Consider the following 21,087-nt stretch of genomic DNA (forward strand, 5'->3'; position numbering starts at 1 on the left):
CTGCGGATGGGTCACCTTGCGGATGGGGGCGGGACGGCGTGCGGGCCGTCGTGCGGGCGCTTCGCGGGGGCCGGCCGTCATGCGCGCTCCTCGTCCGTGACGACGGGGGCGAGCACCGCCGGGAGCGCGCCTGCCGGGTCCTCGCGACGCCAGTCGGCGGCGAGCCGGCCGCTGCCGAACGTCGCGTCCCTGCGGCCGAGTTCGGCGGTGAGGTACTTGACGACGGCCTTGCCGGAGTCGGCGTTGGTGAGCGCGACGAACCCGGTGCCGCCGTGCATCCGGCTGATCGCCATGTTCCAGTAGCCCGAGGGTTCGCCGCCGTGGCCGAACTCCAGGTCGTCGCCGGTGTCGTCGACGATGGTGCCGAGCCCGTAGAAGGTGCCGGTCTCGCCCGCGAGCAGTTCCCGGGCCAGGGCCTGCGGGACGAGGGCCCCCGGTGCGCCCAGGAGGGCGTCCCGTACGGCGAGTACGAAGCGGGCGGCGTCGCCCGCCGTGGTCCACAGGCCGGCGGCCGCCAGGTGGGCCCGCTCGCGCCAGCCGCCGCTCAGCGGGGTGCCGTGGGCGTCGTGCCCGAGTGCGACGGGCAGGCCCGCGGTGCGCGGGTGTTCCTGGTCGAAGCTGGTGTCGGCGAGGCCGAGCGGGTCGAGGACCAGCCGGCGCATCAGCGTCTCGAAGGGCTCGCCCGTGACGTCCTCCAGCACCTGCTGGAGCACCCAGTAGTGCGTGCTGCTCTTGCGGAACACCTCGCCGGGCGGCAGTTCCCGCCGTACGCGCGGGGTGGTCACCGGGGGCCTGCCCTCCAGGAGGTCCAGGAGGGTGGGCAGCTGTTCGCCGGGGCGGAACCCGACGCTGCGGTGCCGGGCGAGACCGGCGCGGTGGCCGAGCAGCGTGCGCACGGTGACGGTGCCCGGCGCTGCCGGGTCGTCGGCCAGGTGCCAGGAGGTGAGGTAGCCGTCGATGTCGGCGTCCAGGTCGATGAGGCCCTCGTGGACGAGACGCAGGACCGCGAACGCGGTCAGGTGCTTGCTGATGGAGCCGACCTGGAAGAGGGTGCGCTCGGTCACCGGGTCGCTGCCGCCGGCCTCGAGGGTGCCGTGGCCGCGCAGTTCGGCGACCGCGCCGTCGCGGATGACGGCGAGGGCGACGCCCGGCACATGACGCTCGGCCATGGCGGCCGTGAGCCCCTCGGCGAGCGGATCCCGGTCCTCGCCCCGCACCCCGGGCGCCTCCCGGCGCGCGGCCCCGAGCAACGCGGCGGCCTCGGGCACCACCCCGCTCCCCGCCCGCCCCGGGTCACCCCCGGCGGCCTGCTCCAACAGAGCGGCAAGCAACTCGGCGGAGACGGCGACGGTGGGGGCGGCGGCGTCCACGCCGGGAGCGGGAGTGGGGACGCCGGGAGCGGCAGCGGCAGCGGTGAAGACCACAGCCTCCCCGGAAGAGCCCGCAGCAACCGCAGCGGGGGCGACAGCCTCCCCGGAGGAGCCCGCAGCACCGGAGGCACGAGCGCCCCCAGCCGAGACGGCACCCACAGCAGACCCGGCAGCCTCCGCCGGAGACCCGCCAGCCTCCGCCGAAGAGGCCGGTGCCGTGCCGGCCGAGGCCTGTGTTTCGGCGGCGGCGCCGCTCGTGGCCGACTCCGCGTCGGCCGACTGCGAACCGCCCGCGCGGGCCCCCGCCGCCGTGTCCTCGTCCACCGCCGCCGCCAGGTCGATCAGCGTGTCGTGCTGGTACATGCGGTAGACGGAGACCGCGAGGCCCGCCGCGCGGGCCGCCGCCAGCACCTTGATCATCAGCAGCGAGTGGCCGCCGAGGTCGAAGAAGCGGTCGTGGACGCCGATCTCCTCGACGCCGAGGACCTCGGACCAGATGGCGCCCAGCGCCTTCTCCGTCGGGGTGCGCGGCGGCACATGCGCGGTGCCGCTGCGCAGCGCCCCCCGGCCGGGGACGGGCAGGACCCCCCGGTCGACCTTGCCGTTGGCGTTCAGGGGCAGCGCCTCCAGGGCCACGAACGCCGACGGCACCATGTAGTCGGGCAGCCGCACCGCGCAGTGCGCCGCGAGCTCCTCCGGCCGCGCCCCGGCGCCCGCGGCGGGCGTCCAGTAGCCGACCAGACGCCGGTCGCCGGGAACGGGCTCGTGGACGGTGACGAACGCGTCGCGCACGGCCGGGTGTTCGGCGAGCACCGCCTGCACCTCGCCGAGTTCGACCCGGTAGCCGCGGATCTTGACCTGGTCGTCGACCCGGCCGAGGAACTCGACGTTCCCGTCCGGGAGGTGACGTACGAGGTCACCGGTGCGGTACAGCCGGGCGCCGGGCTCGGCCGCGTACGGGTCGGGCAGGAACCGCTCCGCGGTCAGGTCGGGGCGGCCCGCGTAGCCGCGGGCGACACCCGTGCCGCCGACGTACAGCTCCCCCGTGACTCCCACCGGCACCGGCTGGAGCGCCGAGTCCAGCACGTACACCCGCATGTTGGGCAGCGGACGCCCGATCGGTACGACGTCGCGCCCGACCGGCGCGAGGACGGGGAAGACCGTGGTCCCGACGGAGGCCTCGGTCGGGCCGTACTCGTTGATGAGGCGGCCCGGACCGAGGATGTCCAGGGACCGGTCGGCCGTGGCGCCGGGCAGCGCCTCGCCCGCCACCACCATGACCTCGGCCAGCTCCTGCGCCTGTTCGGTGGTGAGCTGCTCGGCGAGCAGGTCGAGGTGGCCGGGGGTGAGCTTGACGAAGCTGTACGGGGCGCCGGCCAGCAACCGGTGTCCCAGCTCGGCGGGTTCGGTGTCCTGCGGGACGGCGAACACCCGCTGCCCGGTGACCAGCGGCGCCCACAGGTTCGGGACGATCAGGTCGAAGGCGACCGAGGAGAACAGGGGCGCGCCGCCCGTCCCCCGCGAGGCCAGCTCCCGTGCCGCCCAGCCGACATGGCCCGCGAGGCCGCGGTGCGGCACCTCGACGCCCTTGGGCCGGCCGGTCGAACCGGAGGTGAAGATGACGTAGGCGAGCTGGTCGAGGTCGTCGGCGCGGGCGGGCGCGGCCGACGGCAGGGCGCTGACGTCCTCGTCGTCGAGCAGCAGCGACACGGCACCGAACCGGTCCGCGTACGCCGCCGAGGTGACCGCCACCGCGGCGCCCGACGTCCCGACGATCGACGCGACGCGCTCGGCCGGGTAGGACGGGTCGACGGGCACGTACGCGCCGCCCGCCTTCCACACCGCGAGGAGCGCGGCGATCAGCACGGGGCCGCGGTCCAGCTGGACCGCCACCCGGGACTCGGCGCCGACACCGCGCGCCCGCAGCGCGTGGGCCAGCCGGTTGGCGTGCTCGTCCAGTTCGGCGTAGGTCAGGGTCCGCTCGCCCAGGGTCACGGCGGGCGCCCGCGGGGTGCGGGCCGCCTGTTCCTCGAAGCGCCGGAGCACGGAGGCGGTCTCGGCCTCGTACGCCGTGTCGTTCCATTCGACGAGCTGGCGCCGCAGCTCGTCCGCCGGCAGCGGCACGGCCCGGGCGTCGCCCGCCGGGTCCTGTGTCATGGCGGTGAGCACGCCCGCGTACAGCGCGGTGAGCCGGTCGGCGTTCGCCCGGGACAGGGCGTGGGTGTGCGTGGTCATCAGCAGGTAGCCGGAGACAGCGGACACGGCGAGGGAGAACTCCGTGGCGCCCTCGCCCGAGCTGTCGCCGACGTCGACGCGCTCGGTGTCCACGTGGTCGAAGTCCTGGTAGCTGAAGCGCACGTCGAGCAGCCGCTCCACCCCGGCGTCGCGCTGGATCGCCGGCATCGGGTAGCGCCGGTACTCCCACATGCCCGCCTCGTGGGCGAAGACCTCGCGGACCAGCTCCTCCCAGGTGCGGTCGCGGTCGGCGTCGAAGGCGAACGGCAGGGTGTTGAGGTACATGCCGTAGACGCGGTCGGCGCCGGGCGCCTCGGGGCGGGCGCTGAAGACGAGACCCGAGTGGAAGCGGTCCTCCTCGGTCAGCACGCTCAGCGCCTTCAGGTGCGCCGCGAGCAGCACGCTCTTGAGGGAGACCCGGGCCCGCGCGGCCAGGGCGCGCAGCCCCTGCTCGAAGGGGCGCAGCTCCACCGCGACCCGGAAGGTCTCCCGCGGGGCCGAGCGGTCGCCCGCCCAGGCCGCCGGCAGCGCGAAGCGCGCGAAGCCGCCGGTGACGTCACGCCAGTACGCCCGGTCGTGCTCCGACTCCAGGGAGCGCACCTCGGTGGCGACGAAGTCCGCGTAGCGGACGGCGGGCGCGGGGGCCTCGGACGGCTGTCCGCCGTCGCGCAGCCGCCGGTATTCGTCGAGCAGCTCCATCAGCAGCGCGCGGTGGCTCCAGCCCTCCGTGATGGCGTGGCACACCGTGAGGCCGAGGCGCCAGGCGCCGTCCTCCTCGACGTGTGCGGTCATCCGCAGCAGCGGGGCCCGCTCCAGGTCGAACAGGTCGGCGCGTTCCCGGGCGATGAACTCCTCGACGGCGCGCCGCCGCCCCGCCTCGTCGAGCGCGGTCAGATCGTGCACGGCGACGGGGATCGCCGCGTGTGCACGCACCACCTGGAGCGGCTGCGAGAAGCCGTCGAGGTGGAAGGAGGTGCGGAGCATCTCGTGGCGGCCGGCGACCACGGCGGCGGCGCCGCGCAGCGCGTCGGCGGAGAAGGGCGCGGCCTCCGTGATCCGGAACGAGGACACGTTGTGGTAGGCGTGCTTGGTGTCGTCGGCGAGCATCTCCAGGACCATGCCGAGCTGTACCTGCGTCAGCGGATAGGCGTCCACCGCGTCCTCGGGCAGCCGCGCGCGGTCCTCGGCCGGCACCAGCGCGAACCGCGCCACGGGGGTGTCCACCTCGGTCCGGGCGGGGCGCCCGGTCAGGTGCTCGCCGAGGGCGGCGACCGTGCGGTGCTCGAACACGTCGCGTACGCCGATGTCGAACCCGGCGGAGCGCAGTGCCCCGACGAGGGCGACGGCGCGGATGGAGTGGCCGCCGATCTCGAAGAAGCCGTCCTCGACACCGACGCGTTCGAGGCCGAGGACCTGCGCCCACACGGCGGCGATGCGCTCCTCGGTGTCGGTGCGCGGGGCGACGTACCCGTCGTCGTCGGCCGCGGCGGCGTCGGGTGCGGGCAGCGCCTTGCGGTCGATCTTGCCGTTGGCGTTCAGGGGCAGGGCGTCGAGGGCGGTCAGGGTCGCCGGGACCATGTAGTCGGGCAGCCGGTCGGCGAGGTGCTCGCGGACCCCTTCCGCGCCGGCGGGCGCGTAGTAGCCGGCCAGTTCGCCGTCGACGGTCGTCACGAAGGCGTCGCGGATACCGGGGTGGGCGGTGAGCACTGCCTGGATCTCGCCGAGTTCGACGCGGTAGCCGCGGATCTTGACCTGGTCGTCGACCCGGCCGAGGAACTCGACGTTCCCGTCCGGGCGTTGGCGTACGAGGTCGCCGGTGCGGTAGACGCGGGCGCCGGGCTCGGTGCCGTACGGGTCGGGCAGGAAGCGCTCGGCCGTCAGGTCGGGGCGGCCCGCGTAGCCGCGGGCGATGCCCGTGCCGCCGACGTACAGCTCACCCGTGACCCCGACCGGGACCGGCTGGAGCGCCGGGTCGAGGACGTACACCCGCATGTTGGGCAGCGGGCGCCCGATGGGCAGTACGTCGGTCTCGGCGTCCCGCGGCACCTCGTGGACCGTCGTGCCGACGGATGCCTCGGTCGGCCCGTACTCGTTGATCAGCCGGGTGTCCGGGGCGAGCGCGCGCCAGCGCTCCAGGGTGGCGCGGGTGAACGCCTCGCCCGCCACCACCAGCACCGGCGCGAGGGCCGCCGCCTGCTCGGGTGCCAACTGCTGGGCGAGCACGTCCAGATGGCCCGGGGTGAGCTTGATGAAGCTGTACGGGCCCGATGCGACGAGGTGCTCGCCCAGGTCGGCCATGTCGACGTCCTGGCTCACGGTGTGCACGGCCTGGCCGGTGACCAGCGGCGCCCACAGGTTCGGGACGACCAGGTCGAAGGCGACCGAGGAGAACAGCGGGGCTCCGCCGTCCCCCTGGGACGCCAGTTCCCGCGCCGCCCAGGCGACATGGTTGGCCAGTCCCCGGTGGGTGACCTCGACGCCCTTCGGGGTGCCGGTCGAACCCGAGGTGAAGATGACGTACGCGAGCCGGTCCAGGTCGTCGGTCCTGGCGGGAGCGCCGGTGGGCAGGCTGATCAGGGCCCGCACCGGGATCTCCGTGAGGGTCACGGGGGCGCCGGACAGCTCCCGCATGGCGGTGACGCGGTCGGCCGGGTAGGAGGGGTCGACCGGGACGTAGGCGCCCCCGGCCTTCCACACCGCGAGCAGCGCCGTCAGCAGGTCCGGGCCCCGGTCGAGCCGGACCAGGACCCGCGACTCGGCACCGACGCCCAGGCCTCGCAGATGGTGCGCCAACTGGTTGGCGCGCACGTCGAGTTCGCCGTACGAGAGCGTGCCGTCCTGGTGACCGACGGCCACCGCGTCCGGGGTGCGGGCCGCCTGCTCCTCGAAGCGCCGGAGCACGGAGGCGGTCTCGGCCTCGTACGCCGTGTCGTTCCACTCGACGAGCTGCCGCTCCCGCTCCCCCGCCGGCAGGAACGACGCCTGCGCGTCGCCCTCCGGGTCCGCCGCCATCGCCTCCAGGACGCCGCGCAGCATGGCCGCGAGGCGGTCCGTGCCGGCGCGGCTCAGGGCCTTCGGGGACGCGGTGAGGACGAGGTGGCCGACGCGGGCCGAGACGCCGAGCGGGAACTCGGTGGGGCTGTCGTCGATGCTGGCCAGGTAGTCGACCTGGGCGCGGTCGACCTGGTCGAAGTCGTGATAGCTGAACCGCATGTCGATCAGCCGCTCGCCGCCCGCGAGTTCACGCTGGATGACCGGCATGGGATAGGTGCGGTGGGGCCACAGCTCGATCTCCCGGGCGAACACGGCGGCGGCCAGGTCGCGCCAGGTGGCGGCCGTGCGGTCGTACGCGAACGGCAGCGTGTTCAGGTGCATGCCGTAGACGCGGTCGGCGCCGAGCACCTCGGGCCGGGCGTTGCACACCAGACCGCTGAAGAAGCGGTCCTCCTCGGTGAGCATGCTCAGCGTCTTCAGGTGGGCCGCGTGCAGGACGCTCTTGAGGGAGGCGCCCGCCTTCGTGGCCAGGGCGCGCAGCCGGTCCTCCAGGTCGTGGAAGGGCACGGGCACCCGGTACGGGGCGCCGGTGTCGTCCGGGTCGCCGCGCCAGGGGGCCGGCACGGTGAGCCGGGCGTAGCCGTCGACGACCGACTGCCAGTAGGCGCGGGTCCCGGCGGAGTCGAGCACGTCCAGCTCGGCGGCGACGAAGTCGGCGAAGCGGACGCCCGGCACGGGGGCCTCGGACGGCTGTCCGCCGTCGCGGACGCGGCCGTACTCCTCCAGGACCTCCATCAGCAGGGAGTGGTGGCTCCAGCCGTCGAGGATCGCGTGGCACTCGGTGTTGGTGATCCACCAGCTGCCGTCGCCCGCCATGTGTGCGTGCAGGCGCAGCAGGGGCGGGGTCGCCAGGTCGAACAGCTCGGAGCGCTCCTTGGCCGTGAACTCCCGCAGGGAGGAAAGGAGTTCCTCCTCGGTGAGGGAGGTCAGGTCGCGGGCACCGACCGGCATCTCGGCCGTGGTGTGGACCAGTTGCAGGGGCACGGAGTAGCCGGTGAGGTCGACGGAGGTGCGCAGCGCCTCGTGGCGGGCGACGACGGCCGCGGCGGCGGCGCGCAGGGCGTCGAGCGAGAAGGGCCGCTCGTCGCGGATACGGAACGAGGTGACGTTGTGGTACGGGTGCTTGCCGTCGTCCGTGAGCATCTCGACGACCATGCCGAGCTGCACCTGGGACAGCGGGTAGGCGTCGGCGAGCCCGTCGGGCAGCCGGGCCGCGTCCTCGGCGGTGAGCAGGGAGAACGGCTCGGTCCTGCGGTCGGCGTCCTCCGGTGCCGGGCGCCCGGTGACCAGTTCGGCGACGCGGGCGACCGTGCGGTACTCGAAGACGTCGCGCACGGCGAGGTCGTAGCCGATCGCGCGGAGCCGGCCCACCAGGGTGACGGCGCGGATGGAGTGACCGCCGAGCTCGAAGAAGCCGTCCTCGACACCGACCCGGTCGAGGCCGAGGACGTCGGCCCACACCTCGGCGATCCGCTCCTCGGCGACGGTGCGCGGGGCGACGTGGCCGGCGGCGCCGAGGGCGTCCTGGCCGGGGGCGGGCAGGGCGCGCTTGTCGAGCTTGCCGTTGGTGGTCAGGGGCAGCGCGTCGAGGGCGACGAACGCGGCCGGGACCATGTACTCGGGCAGCCGGGCCGCCAGGTGGGAGCGCAGGTCGCCGGGGGCCGGGGCCTGGTCGGCGGCCGGCGTCGTGTAGGCGACGAGGCGCTTGTCGCCGGGGGTGTCCTCGCGGACCAGGACGACGGCGTCACGGACCTGCGGATGCGCGGCCAGCGCGGTCTCGATCTCGCCCAGCTCGATCCGGAAGCCGCGGATCTTGACCTGGTCGTCGATCCGGCCCAGGAACTCCAGGCTGCCGTCGGGCAGCCGGCGCGCGAGGTCGCCGCTCTTGTAGAGACGCGAGCCCGCCGGACCGTACGGGTCCGGGACGAACCGCTCGGCCGTCAGCTCCGGCCGGTTGAGGTAGCCGCGTGCCACGCCGGGGCCGCCGACGTGGATCTCACCGGGCACGCCGACCGGGACCAGCTGTCGGTCCGCGTCCAGGAGGTACACCCGCAGGTCGGCCAGCGGATGGCCGACCGCGTTGCCCGCCCGCGGGTCCAGGTCCCGCTCGGTCAGCCGGTGGTAGGTGGTGTGGACGGTGGTCTCGGTGATCCCGTACATGTTGACGAGCGCGATCCGGTCGAGCCCGAACCGGTCGGCCCAGGGGCGCAGTTCGGAGATCTCCAGCTTCTCGCCCGCGAAGACCACCGCGCGCAGCGACAGTTCGGCGTCCGCGGCGACCAGCGAACGGAAGGCGGAGGGCGTCTGGTTGAGCACGGTGACGCGCTCGCGCACCAGCAGGTCGAGGAACTCCTCCGGGGAGCGGGTGACGTCGTAGGGGACGACGATCAGCCGGCCGCCGTGCAGCAGGGCACCCCACATCTCCCAGACGGAGACGTCGAAGGCGTAGCTGTGGAAGAGGGGCCAGACGTCGGTGTCGGTGAAGGCGTAGTGCTCGTTGCCGCGCTCCAGGAGGCGTACGACGTTGGTGTGGGTGAGGGCGACGCCCTTCGGCCGGCCCGTCGAGCCGGAGGTGTAGATCGTGTAGATCAGGTTCTCGGGGCTGCCGGGCACGCCCGGGTCGGAGTCCGGCCGCGCGGCCAGGTCCGGCGCGTCCGTGTCGAGGAGCAGCAGCTCCACGTCGAACAGATGCGCGTGCTCGGCGGTGGTCACCACCACCGGGGCCTGTGCGTCCCCGACGATGTACGCGATCCGGTCGGCCGGGTTCGCCGGGTCCAGCGGCAGATACGCGGCACCCGACTTGAGGATGCCGAGCAGGGCCGGGATCAGTTCGATGCCGCGCTCCAGGCTCAGCCCGACGAGCGTCTCCGGGCCGACCCCCTTCGCGATCAGGGCGTGGGCGATCCGGTTGGCGCGGGCGTTCAGCTCCGCGTACGTCAGATCCGTCCCCTCGAAGGAGACCGCGACCCCCTCGGGGGTCCGCGCCACCTGCTCCTCGAACACCTCGTGCACGCGGCGCGTCACGGGCTCCACGGCCTCGGGGGCGCCGAGCAGGACGGCCTTCTCCCGCTCGCCCACGATCTCGTACGCGGACAGGCGCGCCCCGGGCGTGGCGGCGATCCCCGTGAGCAGGCGCAGCAGATGGCCGGCGAACCGCTCGACCGTCGCCCGGTCGAACAGCGAGGTGGCGTACTCCAGGTGCCCGCCGAACGAGCCGTCCGCCCGCTCACGTATCTGGAGGTCCAGGTCGAACTTGGCGACCCGGCCCGCGCCCTCGAACGGCGCCACCTCGACGCCGGGGAACGCGAACGCGGAGCTGCGGTCGCCGTGCATCGTGAACGCGACCTGGAACAGCGGGGTGCGGGAGAGGTCGCGCTCGGGGCCGAGGGCGTCGACGACCTGGGCGAAGGCGACGTCCTGGTGGTCGTAGGCGTCCAGGACCGTGGCCCTGGTGCGGGCCAGCAGGTCGGTGAAGGCGGGGTCGCCGGAGAGGTCGCCGCGCATCACCAGGGTGTTGATGCCGTAGCCGATGAGCCGTTGCAGCTCGGGGCGGCCGCGGCCGGAGACCACGGTGCCGACGGCGATGTCCGCGCGGCCGGTGTGGCGGGCCAGCAGGCTCTGGTAGGCGGCGAGGAACAGCATGAACGGGGTGCTGTCGTGCGCGGCGGCCAGCTCGCGCAGCCGGGTGCCCAGCGGGGCGGGCACGTCGAAGGCGACGGCGGAACCGGCGCCGTCGCGCACGGCGGGGCGCGGCCGGTCGGTGGGCAGTTCGAGCGGCGCGAGGTCCGCCAGCCGGCCCTTCCAGTGGTCGAGGTGACGTTCGACGACCTCGCCGGTCAGCTCGGCGCGCTGCCAGGCGGCGTAGTCCGCGTACTGCACGGTGAGCGGGGCCGGGGCCGAGCCCGTGTACAGGGCGCTGAGTTCCTGTCCGAAGACGCCGGTGGACCAGGCGTCGCAGGCGATGTGGTGGAAGACCACCGCGAGGACGTGCTCGTCGTCGGCGAGCCGGATCAGGCGCGCCCGCACCGGCCAGTCGCGGCCGAGGTCGAACGGGCGGGCCAGGTCCGCCTCGACCAGGGCGCGGACCGCGTCGTCGTCCGCGGCCCCGGACCGGTCCAGGGGCAGGGGGCGCGGCGCGTCGATGATCTGGACGGGCTCGTCGCCGTCCAGGGCGTAGCGGGTGCGCAGGATCTCGTGCCGCTCCAGCAGTTGGTGCCAGGCCTTGTCGAGGGCCTCGGTGTCGAGGGCGCCGCGCAGCCGCAGCACCAGCGGGACCAGGTATTCGGGGCTGTCCGGCTCCAGGCGGCTGAGGAACCACATCTGCTGCTGGCCGTACGACAGCGGCAGCGGGCCGTCCCGGTCGGCGCGGGGGATGTCCGGGCGGCGGGTGGCGCCGGTGCGCCGGCCCGCGAGACGGCGGCGCAGCAGTTCGGCGCGGAGCGCGTCGGCATCAGTGCCCGAGAGGACGGGCTTCTCCATTTCCCCGGTGCTCATGCCTGGTGCTCCTTCAGCGCTGGGTTGTTCGTGAGGTGTGTGGTGTCGGTGCGGGCCGCGTCGTCGAGGAGGTCGGCGTCGGAGAGCGCGGCGATCTGGGCGGTGACGCGCTCCTCGACGGTGGCCGCGATACGGGCGACCGTCGGTCCCTCGAAGACCGTGCGGACCGCGAAGTCGATCTCGAACTCCTGCTGGAGGTGGGAGATCAGGCGGATCGCGAGGATCGAATTGCCGCCGATGTGGAAGAAGTTGTCGTGTGCTCCGGCCTGGACGCCGAGCAGTTCGGTCCAGATCTCGGCGACGCGCTCCTCGACGGGGCCGCTGGGTGCGACATGGCTCTCGTCGTCGGCGGTCCGTCCCGGCGCGGGCAGGGCGCTGCGGTCGACCTTGCCGTTGGCGTTGACCGGGATCGTGTCGAGCGCGGTGAAGGTGGCCGGGATCATGTACTCGGGCAGGCGTGCGGCGCAGTGGGCGGCGAGGTCGGGCAGCGGCGCGGCGGCGTCGGCGGGCACCACGTGGGCGGCCAGCGTCGGTTCGCCGTTCTCGGGCCGGTGCACGGTGACGACGGCGTCGCGGACGGCGGGGTGCGCTGTCAGCACGGCCTGGATCTCGCCGAGTTCGACGCGATAGCCGCGGATCTTGACCTGGTCGTCGACCCGGCCGAGGAACGCGACGTTCCCGTCCGGGAGGTGGCGGACCAGGTCGCCGGTGCGGTACATGCGGGCGCCGGGGCCGGTGCCGTACGGGTCGGGCAGGAAGCGGTCGGCCGTCAGGTCGGGGCGGTTCGCGTAGCCGCGCGCCACACCCGTGCCGCCGACGTACAGCTCGCCGGCGACCCCGACCGGGACGGGCTGGAGCGCCGGGTCGAGGACGTACACCCGCATGTTGGGCAGCGGGCGTCCGATGGGCAGTACGTCGGCGTCGGCATGCTCGGGAATCTCGTACACCGTCGTGCCGACGGACGCCTCGGTCGGCCCGTACTCGTTGATCAGCCGGGTGTCCGGGGCGAGTGCGCGCCAGCGCTCCAGGGTGGCGCGGGTGAACGCCTCGCCCGCCACCACCAGCACCGGCGCGAGCGCGCCCGCCTGGGCCGGGGTGAGCTGGAGGGCGAGGATGTCGAGGTGGCCCGGGGTCAGCTTGACGAAGCTGAACGGCTGGGCCTCCGCGAGCCGCTTGCCCAGCTCGGACATGTCGGTGTCCTGCGGCAGCAGGAACAGCCGCTGCCCGGTGACCAGCGGCGCCCACAGGTTGGGGACGACGAGGTCGAAGGCGGCCGAGGAGAACAGGGCGCCGCCGCCGTAGTCCTGCCCGGCGAGTTCGCGGGCCGCCCAGGCGACGTGGTTGGCGAGACCCTGGTGGGTGACCTCGACGCCCTTGGGTGTGCCGGTCGAGCCCGAGGTGAAGATGGTGTACGCGAGCCGTCGCGGGTCCCTGGTCCGGGCGGGCGCGGCGGCCGGGCGCCCGGCGATGTCGTCGGCGTCCGTGTCCAGGAGCAGCAGGCGGGTGCCGGAGGAGGTGAAGCGGGCCGCGTACGCGGAGGTGGTCACCGCCGTGCGTACGCCCGCCGTGTCGCACATCGCCGCGATGCGCTCGGCCGGGTAGGACGGGTCGACCGGCACATAGGCGCCGCCCGCCTTCCACACCGCGAGCAGCGCGGTGACCAGTTCGGGACCCCGGTCGAGCAGGACCGCGACGCGTGACTCGGCGCCCACGCAGCGGGTGCGCAGGTGCTGCGCCAGCCGGTTGGCCGCGGCGTCCAGTTCGCCGTACGTCACGGTCTCGGTGCCGAAGGTCAGGGCGGTGCGCTCGGGGGCGCTGCGGGCCTGCTCCTCGAAGCGTTCGAAGACCGTACGGTCGTCGGTGTCCTCGGCCGTGTCGTTCCACTCGACGAGGAGGCGGTGGCGTTCGTCGGCGGAGAGCAGCTCCAGAGCGCCGAGCGGGGTCTCGGGCTGCTCGGCCACCTGTTCGAGGAGGGTGAGGAAGTGGCCGGTCATGCGCTCGGCGGTGCCCCGCTCGAACAGCGAGGTGGCGTATTCGAGGACCCCGTCGAGGGAGCCGTCGGGCGTCTGCCGCATGAACAGCGACAGATCGGTCTTCGCGACCTGCCAGGCCTCGGCGAACGCGGCCAGGTCACTGTCATGGGTGACGACGCTGGTCACGCCCTCGCTGTGCAGGTCGAAGGCCACCTGGTAGAGCGGGGTGCGGGACAGGTCGCGCTCGGGCTGAAGCTCCTCGACCAGCCGCTCGAAGGGCAGCTCCTGGTGGACGAGGGCGGCGCGGGCCGCGTCCCTGACCCGGCGCAGGGCCTCGGTGAAGCCCAGGTCCGCGGTGAGGCCGCAGCGTACGACGAGGGAGTTGAGGAAGAACCCGACCATGTTCTCGGTCTCGGGCCGGGTGCGGCCGGCCACCGGGGTGCCGACCGGGACGTCCCACTGGCCGGTGTGGCGGGCGACCAGCGTGGCGTACGCCGTCAGCAGCGTCATGAACGGGGTGGCGCCGTGGGCTCGGCCCAACTCGGCTAGTTTGACGGCGAGTTCGGGGGCGACGCGGAACGGTACGACCGCGCCGCGCGGATCACGCACCGCCGGGCGGGGGTGGTCGGCGGGCAGGTCGAGCGGGGCGATGCCGTCGAGGGCGGCGCGCCAGTGGGTCAGCTCGCCCTCGACGACGGCGTCGGTGAGGCGGGCACCCTGCCAGGAGCCGTAGTCCGCGTACTGGAGGGGCAGTTCGGGCAGGTCCGGCGCGCGGCCGGCCCGGTCGGCGGCGCACAGCTCGCGCAGCTCCCGTTCCAGGATCACCGTCGACCAGCCGTCGCAGGTGATGTGATGCATCGTCAGAAGGAGGACATGGTCCTCGCCGGCCACCCGGGCCAGCAGCGCGCGCCACAGCGGGCCCGCGGCGAGGTCGAAGCCCCGCTCGAACTGTGCGCCGAAGAGCGCGGCCACCCCGTCGCGGGCGGTGTCCTCGACGCGCAGCTCGACGGTGCCGGCGCCCGGCGCGTCGATGATCTGGCGCGGCTCGCCGCCCTGGTCGACGTAGCGGGTGCGCAGCGGCTCGTGCCGGGCGGCGAGCGCGTCCAGGGCCCGGCCCACGGTCCCGGCGTCCAGGGAACCCGGCAGCCGCAGGAAGAGCGGGGCGACCCACTCGGGGCTGCCGGGGTGCATCCGGTCCAGGAACCAGAGGCGGCGCTGACCGGAGGAGAGGGGGAGGTCGCCGGTGCGCGGGACGGGGCGGATCTGGGGCCCGTCGTCCACGTCGGCGCCCGTGCCGCCGTGGACGGCTCCGCCCGTGCCGCCCGTGCCCTCGTGCCCGGCATCTGTCGTGCCGCCGGTCACGGCACCGCTCGTCCCGCCGTCGGCCGCCCCCGTGGGTGTGCCGATCAGCTGGGCCTGGGCCTGGACCGTCGTCGCGGCGAACAGGCCGCGCAGGGAGACCTTCTCGCCCGACGCGGCGCGCAGCCGGGCCGCGAGCCGGGTCAGCTGGAGCGACGTGCCGCCCAGCGCGAAGAAGTCGTCGAGCGCGCCGACCCGGTCGAGACCGAGGAGGTCGGCCCAGACCCCCGCGACGAGTTCCTCCGCCGCGTCGCGCGGGGCCGTGTACGTGGGCTGCCCGGCGGCGGCGATCTCGGCCGGGGAGGGCAGCGCGGCCCGGTCGACCTTGCCGTTGGCCGTCAGCGGGAACGCGTCGAGGGTGTGGAGGAATGAGGGGACATGGCTGTCCGGCAGCCGCTCGGCCAGGAAACCGCGCAGCCCGGCCGGGTCCGCCTCGCCGCTGACGGTGAGGTACGCGGCGAGCCGCTTGCCGCCGCCGTCGGCCTCGTACGGCGTGACGACCGCGCCGGTGACCGCCGGGTGCGCGGCGAGCGCGGCCTCGACCTCGGCGGGCTCGATCCGGACGCCGTTGACCTTCACCTGGTGGTCGAGCCGGCCCAGGTACTCGAGGGTGCGGTCGGAGCGCCAGCGCACCTGGTCACCGGTGCGGTAGAGGCGGGCGCCGGGCTCGGTGGCGTAGGGGTCGGGCACGAAACGGTCGGCGGTCAGATCGGGGCGCCCGGCATAGCCGCGGGCCACTCCGACGCCGCCCGCGTACAGCTCGCCGGGAACACCGACGGGCACGGGGACACCGTTCGGTCCGAGGACGAGGACGCGCATGCCGGGCAGCGGGCGGCCGATGGGCACCGGACCCGCGGTGAGCGCGGGGTCGACGAGCTGCGCGGTGATGTCGATGGAGCACTCGGTGGGACCGTAGGTGTTCCAGACCTCCAGGTCCTGGCCCGTCCGCTCACGCAGCCGCGCGACCAGCTCGGCGTGCAGGGCCTCGCCCGCCGAGAACAGCAGCCGCAGCGAGCCGCAGCCGCTCCAGTCACCCTCCTCCACGAGCAGCCGCAGCACCGACGGCACGACCTGGAGCACGGTGACGCCGTGGTCGGCCACCGCGCGCAGCAGCGCGGCCGGGTCGCGCTCGGCGCCCGCCGGGGCGAGCACCACGGTGCCGCCGCCGACCAGCGGCGCGAAGATCTCCCAGCCGGCCGCGTCGAACCCGATGGTGGTCTTCTGCAGAACCCGGTCGGCCGCCCCGAGCGCATGCCGCTGCACGGTCCAGCCGATCCGGTTCGCGATGCCCGCGTGGGTGACCACGACGGCCTTGGGCCGGCCGGTCGAACCGGAGGTGAAGACGGCGTACGCCGCGTTGGCGGGGTCGGCGGCGGGGAGCGGGCCGGCGGGGTCCGAGGACCGGTCCGGGATCTCCTCGGGTCCGACGCGCCGGGCACCGGCGTCGCGCACGGGGCCCGCCAGGGCCGGTCCGGCGACCACCAGGCGCGCCCCGGCCTCCCGGGCCAGGTCCGACAGGCGGGCGGGCGGCTGGGCCGGGTCGAGCGGGACATAGCCCGCGCCGGCCCGCCAGACGGCCAGCAGCGCGACGATCAGATCGACGCCGCGCGGCAGGCTCACCCCGACGAGCGTCTCGGGCCCCGCACCCAGGTCCCGCAGGTGGCGGGCCATGCGCAGGGACGCACGGTCCAGCTCCTCGTACGTCACCGTCCGGGCTCCGTCGACGACGGCGGCCGCGTGCGGCGTACGGAACGCCTGCTCGGCGAAGCGTTCCGAAAGCAGTTCGGCGTTCACGGTAACTCCTGTCACAGACCTGGGTCGGGGTGGGCGGACGGGCTCAGGCCGCGGAGGACTCGTGCATGTGCCGGCGCAGGCTCAGCGGGCGCATGTCGGTCCACACCTCGGCGATCCGGGCCAGGCACTCCTCGCGGCTGCCCTCGGTGCCCTCGGCGTGCCAGCCGGCCGGCAGGTCACGCCCGGCGGGCCACAGCGAGTACTGCTCCTCGTCGTTGAACACGACCCGCTGGACGGGGCCCTCGGACTGCTGTGCGGCCTGCTGTGCGGGCTGGTCCGCGGCCTGCTGTGCGGTCTGTTCTGCGGTCACGGCAACTCCTTGGTCGGTGATCGGTACAAGTGGTCAGGCAAAGGCGGGCAGGAAGTCCTCGACGCGTACGCCGAGGCCGCGCCGGTCGGCCTCCTCGCGCACGAACTCGGCGAGCGCCAGGTCGAGCACGCCCAGACCGAACGGGGAGTAGACGACGGGCCGGTCCGCGGTGCGGCGGAGCGTGGCCGTGCCGCGCAGCAGGGCGCCGATCGGGGCGGCGACGAAGTCACGGTTGCCGGTGGCCTGCTGGGCGAGGTCGAGGGAGGTGCGCTCGCGGCACACGTGGTCGGCGTCGTCGACGACGTTGACCGCCCCGAGGACGGCCTCGGCGGTCAGGTCCCGCAGGGAGATGTGCAGCACGGTGGTGTCCGGGCCGCACGCCGACAGGTCCATGTGCGGGGTCGCGGCGGTGGTGGCGAGGGAGACGAGGCGGTGCTCGCCGAGCGCGGCGGCCAGGTCGGTCACCGGACGGGCCTTCACCCCGGGGACCTCCTCGGCGCACCGTGCGGCGAAGGCCTCGGCGCGGGCCGGGTCCGTGTCGTACAGGGCGGCCTCGCGCAGGTCCGGCAGGGCGGCGGCCAGGAAGCGCAGGATCTCCAGGTTGATCACACCGCAGCCGATCAGCAGCGCGGCGGCGGGCGGGTTGTCCGCGGTGAGTTCCCGGGCGGCGAGCGCCGCGCTCGCGGCGGTGCGCTTCGCGGAGATCACCGCACCCTCGACGAACGCCACCGGGTGCCCGTTGCCGAGGGAGTTGAGGACGACGGCGGCGCTGGCCCGGTCGGTGCCGGCGGCCACGTTGCCGGGGAAGGAGGAGATCCACTTCATTCCGGCGACGGGCCGCTCACCGCCCCGGTAGGCCGGCAGGCCGATGATCCGGTCCCGGCTGTGGTGCTCCTCGGGGAAACGCAGGAACGTCGAGTGCGGCAGGGACGTCTGCCCCTCGTCGTGCAGCCGGTAGGTCTCGGCGACGAGGTCGATGATCTCCGTCTCCCGGCCGGACAGGACGTCCGTCACATCGGCGCGCCGGAGAATCAGCATGGGATTCCTCTCTGCGGGGCAAAGGCCCGGGAGCCGGGGCTCGGGGGCAGGGCTGTTGACCCTGATGGTGCGAGCGCGCGCTATATGCGGCCTATACGGCCCGTTCGGCCTCGACGTCGTACAGCGCGGTGCCCTTGAGCAGCGGCTCCTGGCGTACGTCGACGGTGAAGCCGTGGGCGTGCAGCAGCCGGAGTACGGCGGCCAGGCGGCCGTCCTCGTCGTGCACCTCGGCGACGACGGCGCGCACGAGGGACCAGTGCGCTTCCTCGAGGCCGAGCAGCACGTCGAGTTCGGCCCGCTCGACGTCGACCTTCAGCAGGTCGACGCGTTCGATGCCGTGCCGGCGGACCAGGTCGGAGGCGGTGACGGCCGGCACGGTGAACTCGACGCCCTCGTGCAGCCCCTCGACGAGTTCCTCGGCGTCCTCGGCGTCGACTCCGCTGTTGCGCAGGAAGGCCAGGGTGATCTCGTCGTCGGCGCGCGGGTCGGCGTAGAGACCGGAGTTGCCCGGCGCGTCGGGGTAGTAGGTGAAACGCAGGAGTCCGGGGCGGTCGGAGACGGCCGCGCACTCCGCCTGCCAGCCGGGCGCCGCGTGGTCGGCCAGGTTGCGGCGCAGACAGGCGTGCAGGTCGGGGGCGGGCTCGGCGGCGACGACGCGGACGCCGGGGCAGGCGCGGGCGCAGTGCACCGACATGAGGCCGACGTTGGCGCCGATGTCGAGGAGGGTGTCGCCGGCCCGCAGCCGCCCGGCCGCCCGGTGGTAGGCGCCGGGCGGCTGCATCTCGCGCCACATCGCCACCGCGGCGGGCCCGTTGGTGCACCAGACGGTGGGTCCTTCGGGCAGTTGCTGGCGTACCGGTCCCCCGGCCGCCGCGGACTCCGTACCGGTCATGACACGCCTCCGAGGGCGAGCAGGAAGAGCAGGTCGTCCTGGGCGACGAGCTCCACGTCGGCGGTCCGGGTGCCGGGCGCGTCGAGGGAGACGTCGATCAGGCGGTGCCAGGTGTCGCGGAAGCGCTCCACGGTGGCCGCGTCGAACAGGTCGGTGTTGTAGCGCAGGACCGCCTTGAAGCCCTGGCTGTCCTGGAGGACTTCGACGGTCAGGTCGAGCTGGCCCTCCTGCTGCGGCACGTCGCACAGTTCGGCGCGCAGCCCGCCCAGCCGGACGGGTCCCTCGTAGAGGCCCGGCACGGGCAGCCGGTCGGCGGCGACGAGGGTGCAGGAGATACGGAAGAGCGGCCCGCGCCCGGCCGTCGTGTCCAGGAGCTCGACGGGATGACGGGCGTGGGCGAGACCGGTGCGCAGCCGGCGCTGTGCGGCCTGCGCGGTCTCCAGAAGCGTGGTCGTCGGGCCGAACACGGCCGCCATGGGAAGGGCGTTGACGTAGTAGCCGACCGCTTCCCTGCTGCGCGGGGTGAAGCGGGTGGTGACCGGGCAGCCGATGAGGAAGCCGTCTCCCGCCCCGGAGCGGTGCAGCGCCGTCTGGAACGTGCCGAGCAGCCAGGCGAACGGGGTCAGCGCATGGCGCGCGGCGGCGTCCCGCAGCCGGGCGGCGGTGCGCTCGGGCAGCGCCAGCTCGACGGTGGCGCCGTTCAGGGTGCGCTGCGGCGGGCGCTGCCGGTCGGTGGGCAGGGTGGCGGCGGTCAGCCCCGCGCACACCTGCCGCCAGTACGCGGCGGCCCGCGCGCCGCGCGGGGATCCGATGAACTCCCGCTCCGCACGCACTTGTTGGTCCCAGTCGGTACCGACGGGCAACGGGTCGGGCGTCTCCACTCCCGTGCGCGCCCCGTACTCGGCGAACAGGTCACGGACCAGCAGCCACTGCGAGGTGGCGTCGCTGACGATGTGGTGGGTGGCCGTGACGAGGACGGCGTCGTCGGGGGCCCGGCGCAGCAGCACCGCCCGGAAGGCGCCCTCGTCGGCGATCCGGAACGGCTCCTCGCCGGCGCGCTGGGCCAGCAGGAAGAGCCGCTCGTCGTCGGCGTCCGGCACCTCCCGCACGTCGAGCCGTACGGCCTCGGCCGGGCCGGTGACACGCACCGGGCCCTGCTCGGTGCCGGGGAAGCGGGAACGCAGCAGTTCGTGCCGGCGGACGAGCGCGGTGAGCGCCTCCTGGAGCACCTCGGTGCGCACCCGGTCCCGCAGGCGCACCGCGAGGACCACGTTGTACGCGGGGCTGTCCGGGTCCAGCTGATGGGTGAGCCAGAGACCTTCCTGGCCGGTGGACATGAGCACGGGCGAATCAGTCCTTCCACAGGTGTGCGACGTCTCCGAAGTTCTGGTTCACCCAGGCGTCGGAATAGATGGTGTCGAGATAGCGGTCGCCGCCGTCGGGGAATATGAGGACGCAGTTCGAGCCCTCCGGAATGCGGTGCCGGATCTTCCACAGCGCGGCGACGGTCGCCCCGGACGAGCCGCCCGCGAGGACCGCTTCACGACCGATGAGCCGGCGGCAGGCGACGACGCATTCCAGATCGGATATGTGCACCACCTCGTCGGCCGCCGAGGCGTCCATCAGGGGCGGCACCACGGAGGCGCCGTGCCCCGGTATGAGCCGCTGGGTGGACTCGAGGCCGAAGATCGCGCTGCCCAGGGCGTCCACCGCGACGATCGTGGTGTCCAGGCCGCGGGCCCTGATGTGGTCACGGCAGCCGCGCAGCGTGCCGAAGGTGCTGACCGAGCAGAAGAGGAAGTCGACCGCACCGTCGAGGGACTCCTCGATCTCCCGCATCGTGGTCTCGTGCGCCTTGGGGTTGAGCAGGCTCGCGTACTGGTTGGGCCAGTACGCGTCCGGCGTCGCGGCCACCAGCTCGCGCACCCGGCGCAGCCGCACGGGCAGGAACTCGCCGGTCAGCTCGTCGCGTTCGGTGACGACCTCGACCTCGGCCCGGAACGCGCTGAGGATGGCGAGGTTCTGCTCGGTGGTCTTGCCGTCGACCACGCAGATGAAGCGCAGTCCGAAGTAGCGGCAGATCTGGGCCAGTCCGACGGCCAGATTGCCCGAGCTGGACTCGATGATCACGGTACGGCCGGGCTGCACCTCGCCGCTGCGGATGCCGGCGAGCAGCATGCCGAGGGCGGAACGGTCCTTGATGCTGCCGCCCGGATTGAACCTCTCGATCTTCCCGAATACCCGGGAGCCGAAATCCGGCAGCAGCCTTTCCAATTCCACAAGTGGGGTGTTTCCTACGGTTGACAGAATGCCTGGGAACGTTTTGTCGGGCACGGCTGCCCCTTCCCGGAGAGTCACTGCGGCACAACACAGAATTGACCCGGGAATTCTCTGCGCGAGCACTATGACGCCCCTATACGCCCCGGCGCCCTGTACGCCCCGGTGCCCCGGTGCGCCCCAAGGCCCCCGGCCGGGCGCGCGTTCGGGCCGGGACCGTCCGGGGAGGGGTCCGGACGGCCCCGGCCTGCCGGGGGGAACAGCTGTGCCGCCCCGGCCTGCCGGGGGGAC

7 protein-coding genes are annotated in these 21,087 nt (G+C 74.0%); all 7 read right to left on the reverse strand.

Going from position 1 to position 21,087, the window contains the following annotated elements; translation table 11 throughout:
* Nucleotides 1-77: 77 nt before the first annotated feature.
* A complete protein-coding gene (locus tag SAVERM_RS18800) occupies nt 78-11,153 on the reverse strand; it encodes a non-ribosomal peptide synthetase (protein WP_052295932.1) in 11,076 nt (3,691 codons plus the stop codon).
* Complete coding sequence (locus SAVERM_RS18805) at nt 11,150-16,279, reverse strand: non-ribosomal peptide synthetase (protein ID WP_010985074.1); 5,130 nt, start codon at nt 16,277-16,279, stop codon at nt 11,150-11,152. The genes SAVERM_RS18800 and SAVERM_RS18805 overlap by 4 nt, the downstream gene beginning before the upstream one ends.
* A gap of 43 nt (nt 16,280-16,322) precedes the next feature.
* Nucleotides 16,323-16,502: an MbtH family protein gene (locus tag SAVERM_RS18810; RefSeq protein WP_242432316.1), complete on the reverse strand. Its 180-nt coding sequence runs from the start codon at nt 16,500-16,502 to the stop codon at nt 16,323-16,325.
* A gap of 120 nt (nt 16,503-16,622) precedes the next feature.
* Nucleotides 16,623-17,627: a 2,3-diaminopropionate biosynthesis protein SbnB gene (gene sbnB / locus SAVERM_RS18815; protein WP_010985076.1), complete on the reverse strand. Its 1,005-nt coding sequence runs from the start codon at nt 17,625-17,627 to the stop codon at nt 16,623-16,625.
* A gap of 91 nt (nt 17,628-17,718) precedes the next feature.
* Nucleotides 17,719-18,519: an FkbM family methyltransferase gene (locus SAVERM_RS18820; protein ID WP_010985077.1), complete on the reverse strand. Its 801-nt coding sequence runs from the start codon at nt 18,517-18,519 to the stop codon at nt 17,719-17,721.
* Nucleotides 18,516-19,856, reverse strand: a complete 1,341-nt coding sequence (locus SAVERM_RS18825) for a condensation domain-containing protein (RefSeq protein ID WP_010985078.1) — start codon at nt 19,854-19,856, stop codon at nt 18,516-18,518. Before SAVERM_RS18825 ends, SAVERM_RS18820 begins: the two co-directional genes overlap by 4 nt.
* 13 nt (nt 19,857-19,869) lie before the next feature.
* On the reverse strand, nt 19,870-20,853 hold the full coding sequence (sbnA, locus tag SAVERM_RS18830) for a 2,3-diaminopropionate biosynthesis protein SbnA (RefSeq protein ID WP_010985079.1): 984 nt from the start codon (nt 20,851-20,853) through the stop codon (nt 19,870-19,872).
* Nucleotides 20,854-21,087: the final 234 nt, after the last annotated feature.

The sequence above is a fragment of the Streptomyces avermitilis MA-4680 = NBRC 14893 genome (assembly GCF_000009765.2).
GTDB classification, from domain to species: Bacteria; Actinomycetota; Actinomycetes; order Streptomycetales; family Streptomycetaceae; genus Streptomyces; species Streptomyces avermitilis.

Excerpts from the sequence above, each read along its gene's own strand:
- SAVERM_RS18800 (WP_052295932.1), bottom strand. The coding sequence starts at position 11,153 with ATGAGCACCGGGGAAATGGAGAAGCCCGTCCTCTCGGGCACTGATGCC.
- sbnB (WP_010985076.1), bottom strand. The coding sequence starts at position 17,627 with ATGCTGATTCTCCGGCGCGCCGATGTGACGGACGTCCTGTCCGGCCGG.
- SAVERM_RS18820 (WP_010985077.1), bottom strand. The coding sequence starts at position 18,519 with ATGACCGGTACGGAGTCCGCGGCGGCCGGGGGACCGGTACGCCAGCAA.
- SAVERM_RS18825 (WP_010985078.1), bottom strand. The coding sequence starts at position 19,856 with ATGTCCACCGGCCAGGAAGGTCTCTGGCTCACCCATCAGCTGGACCCG.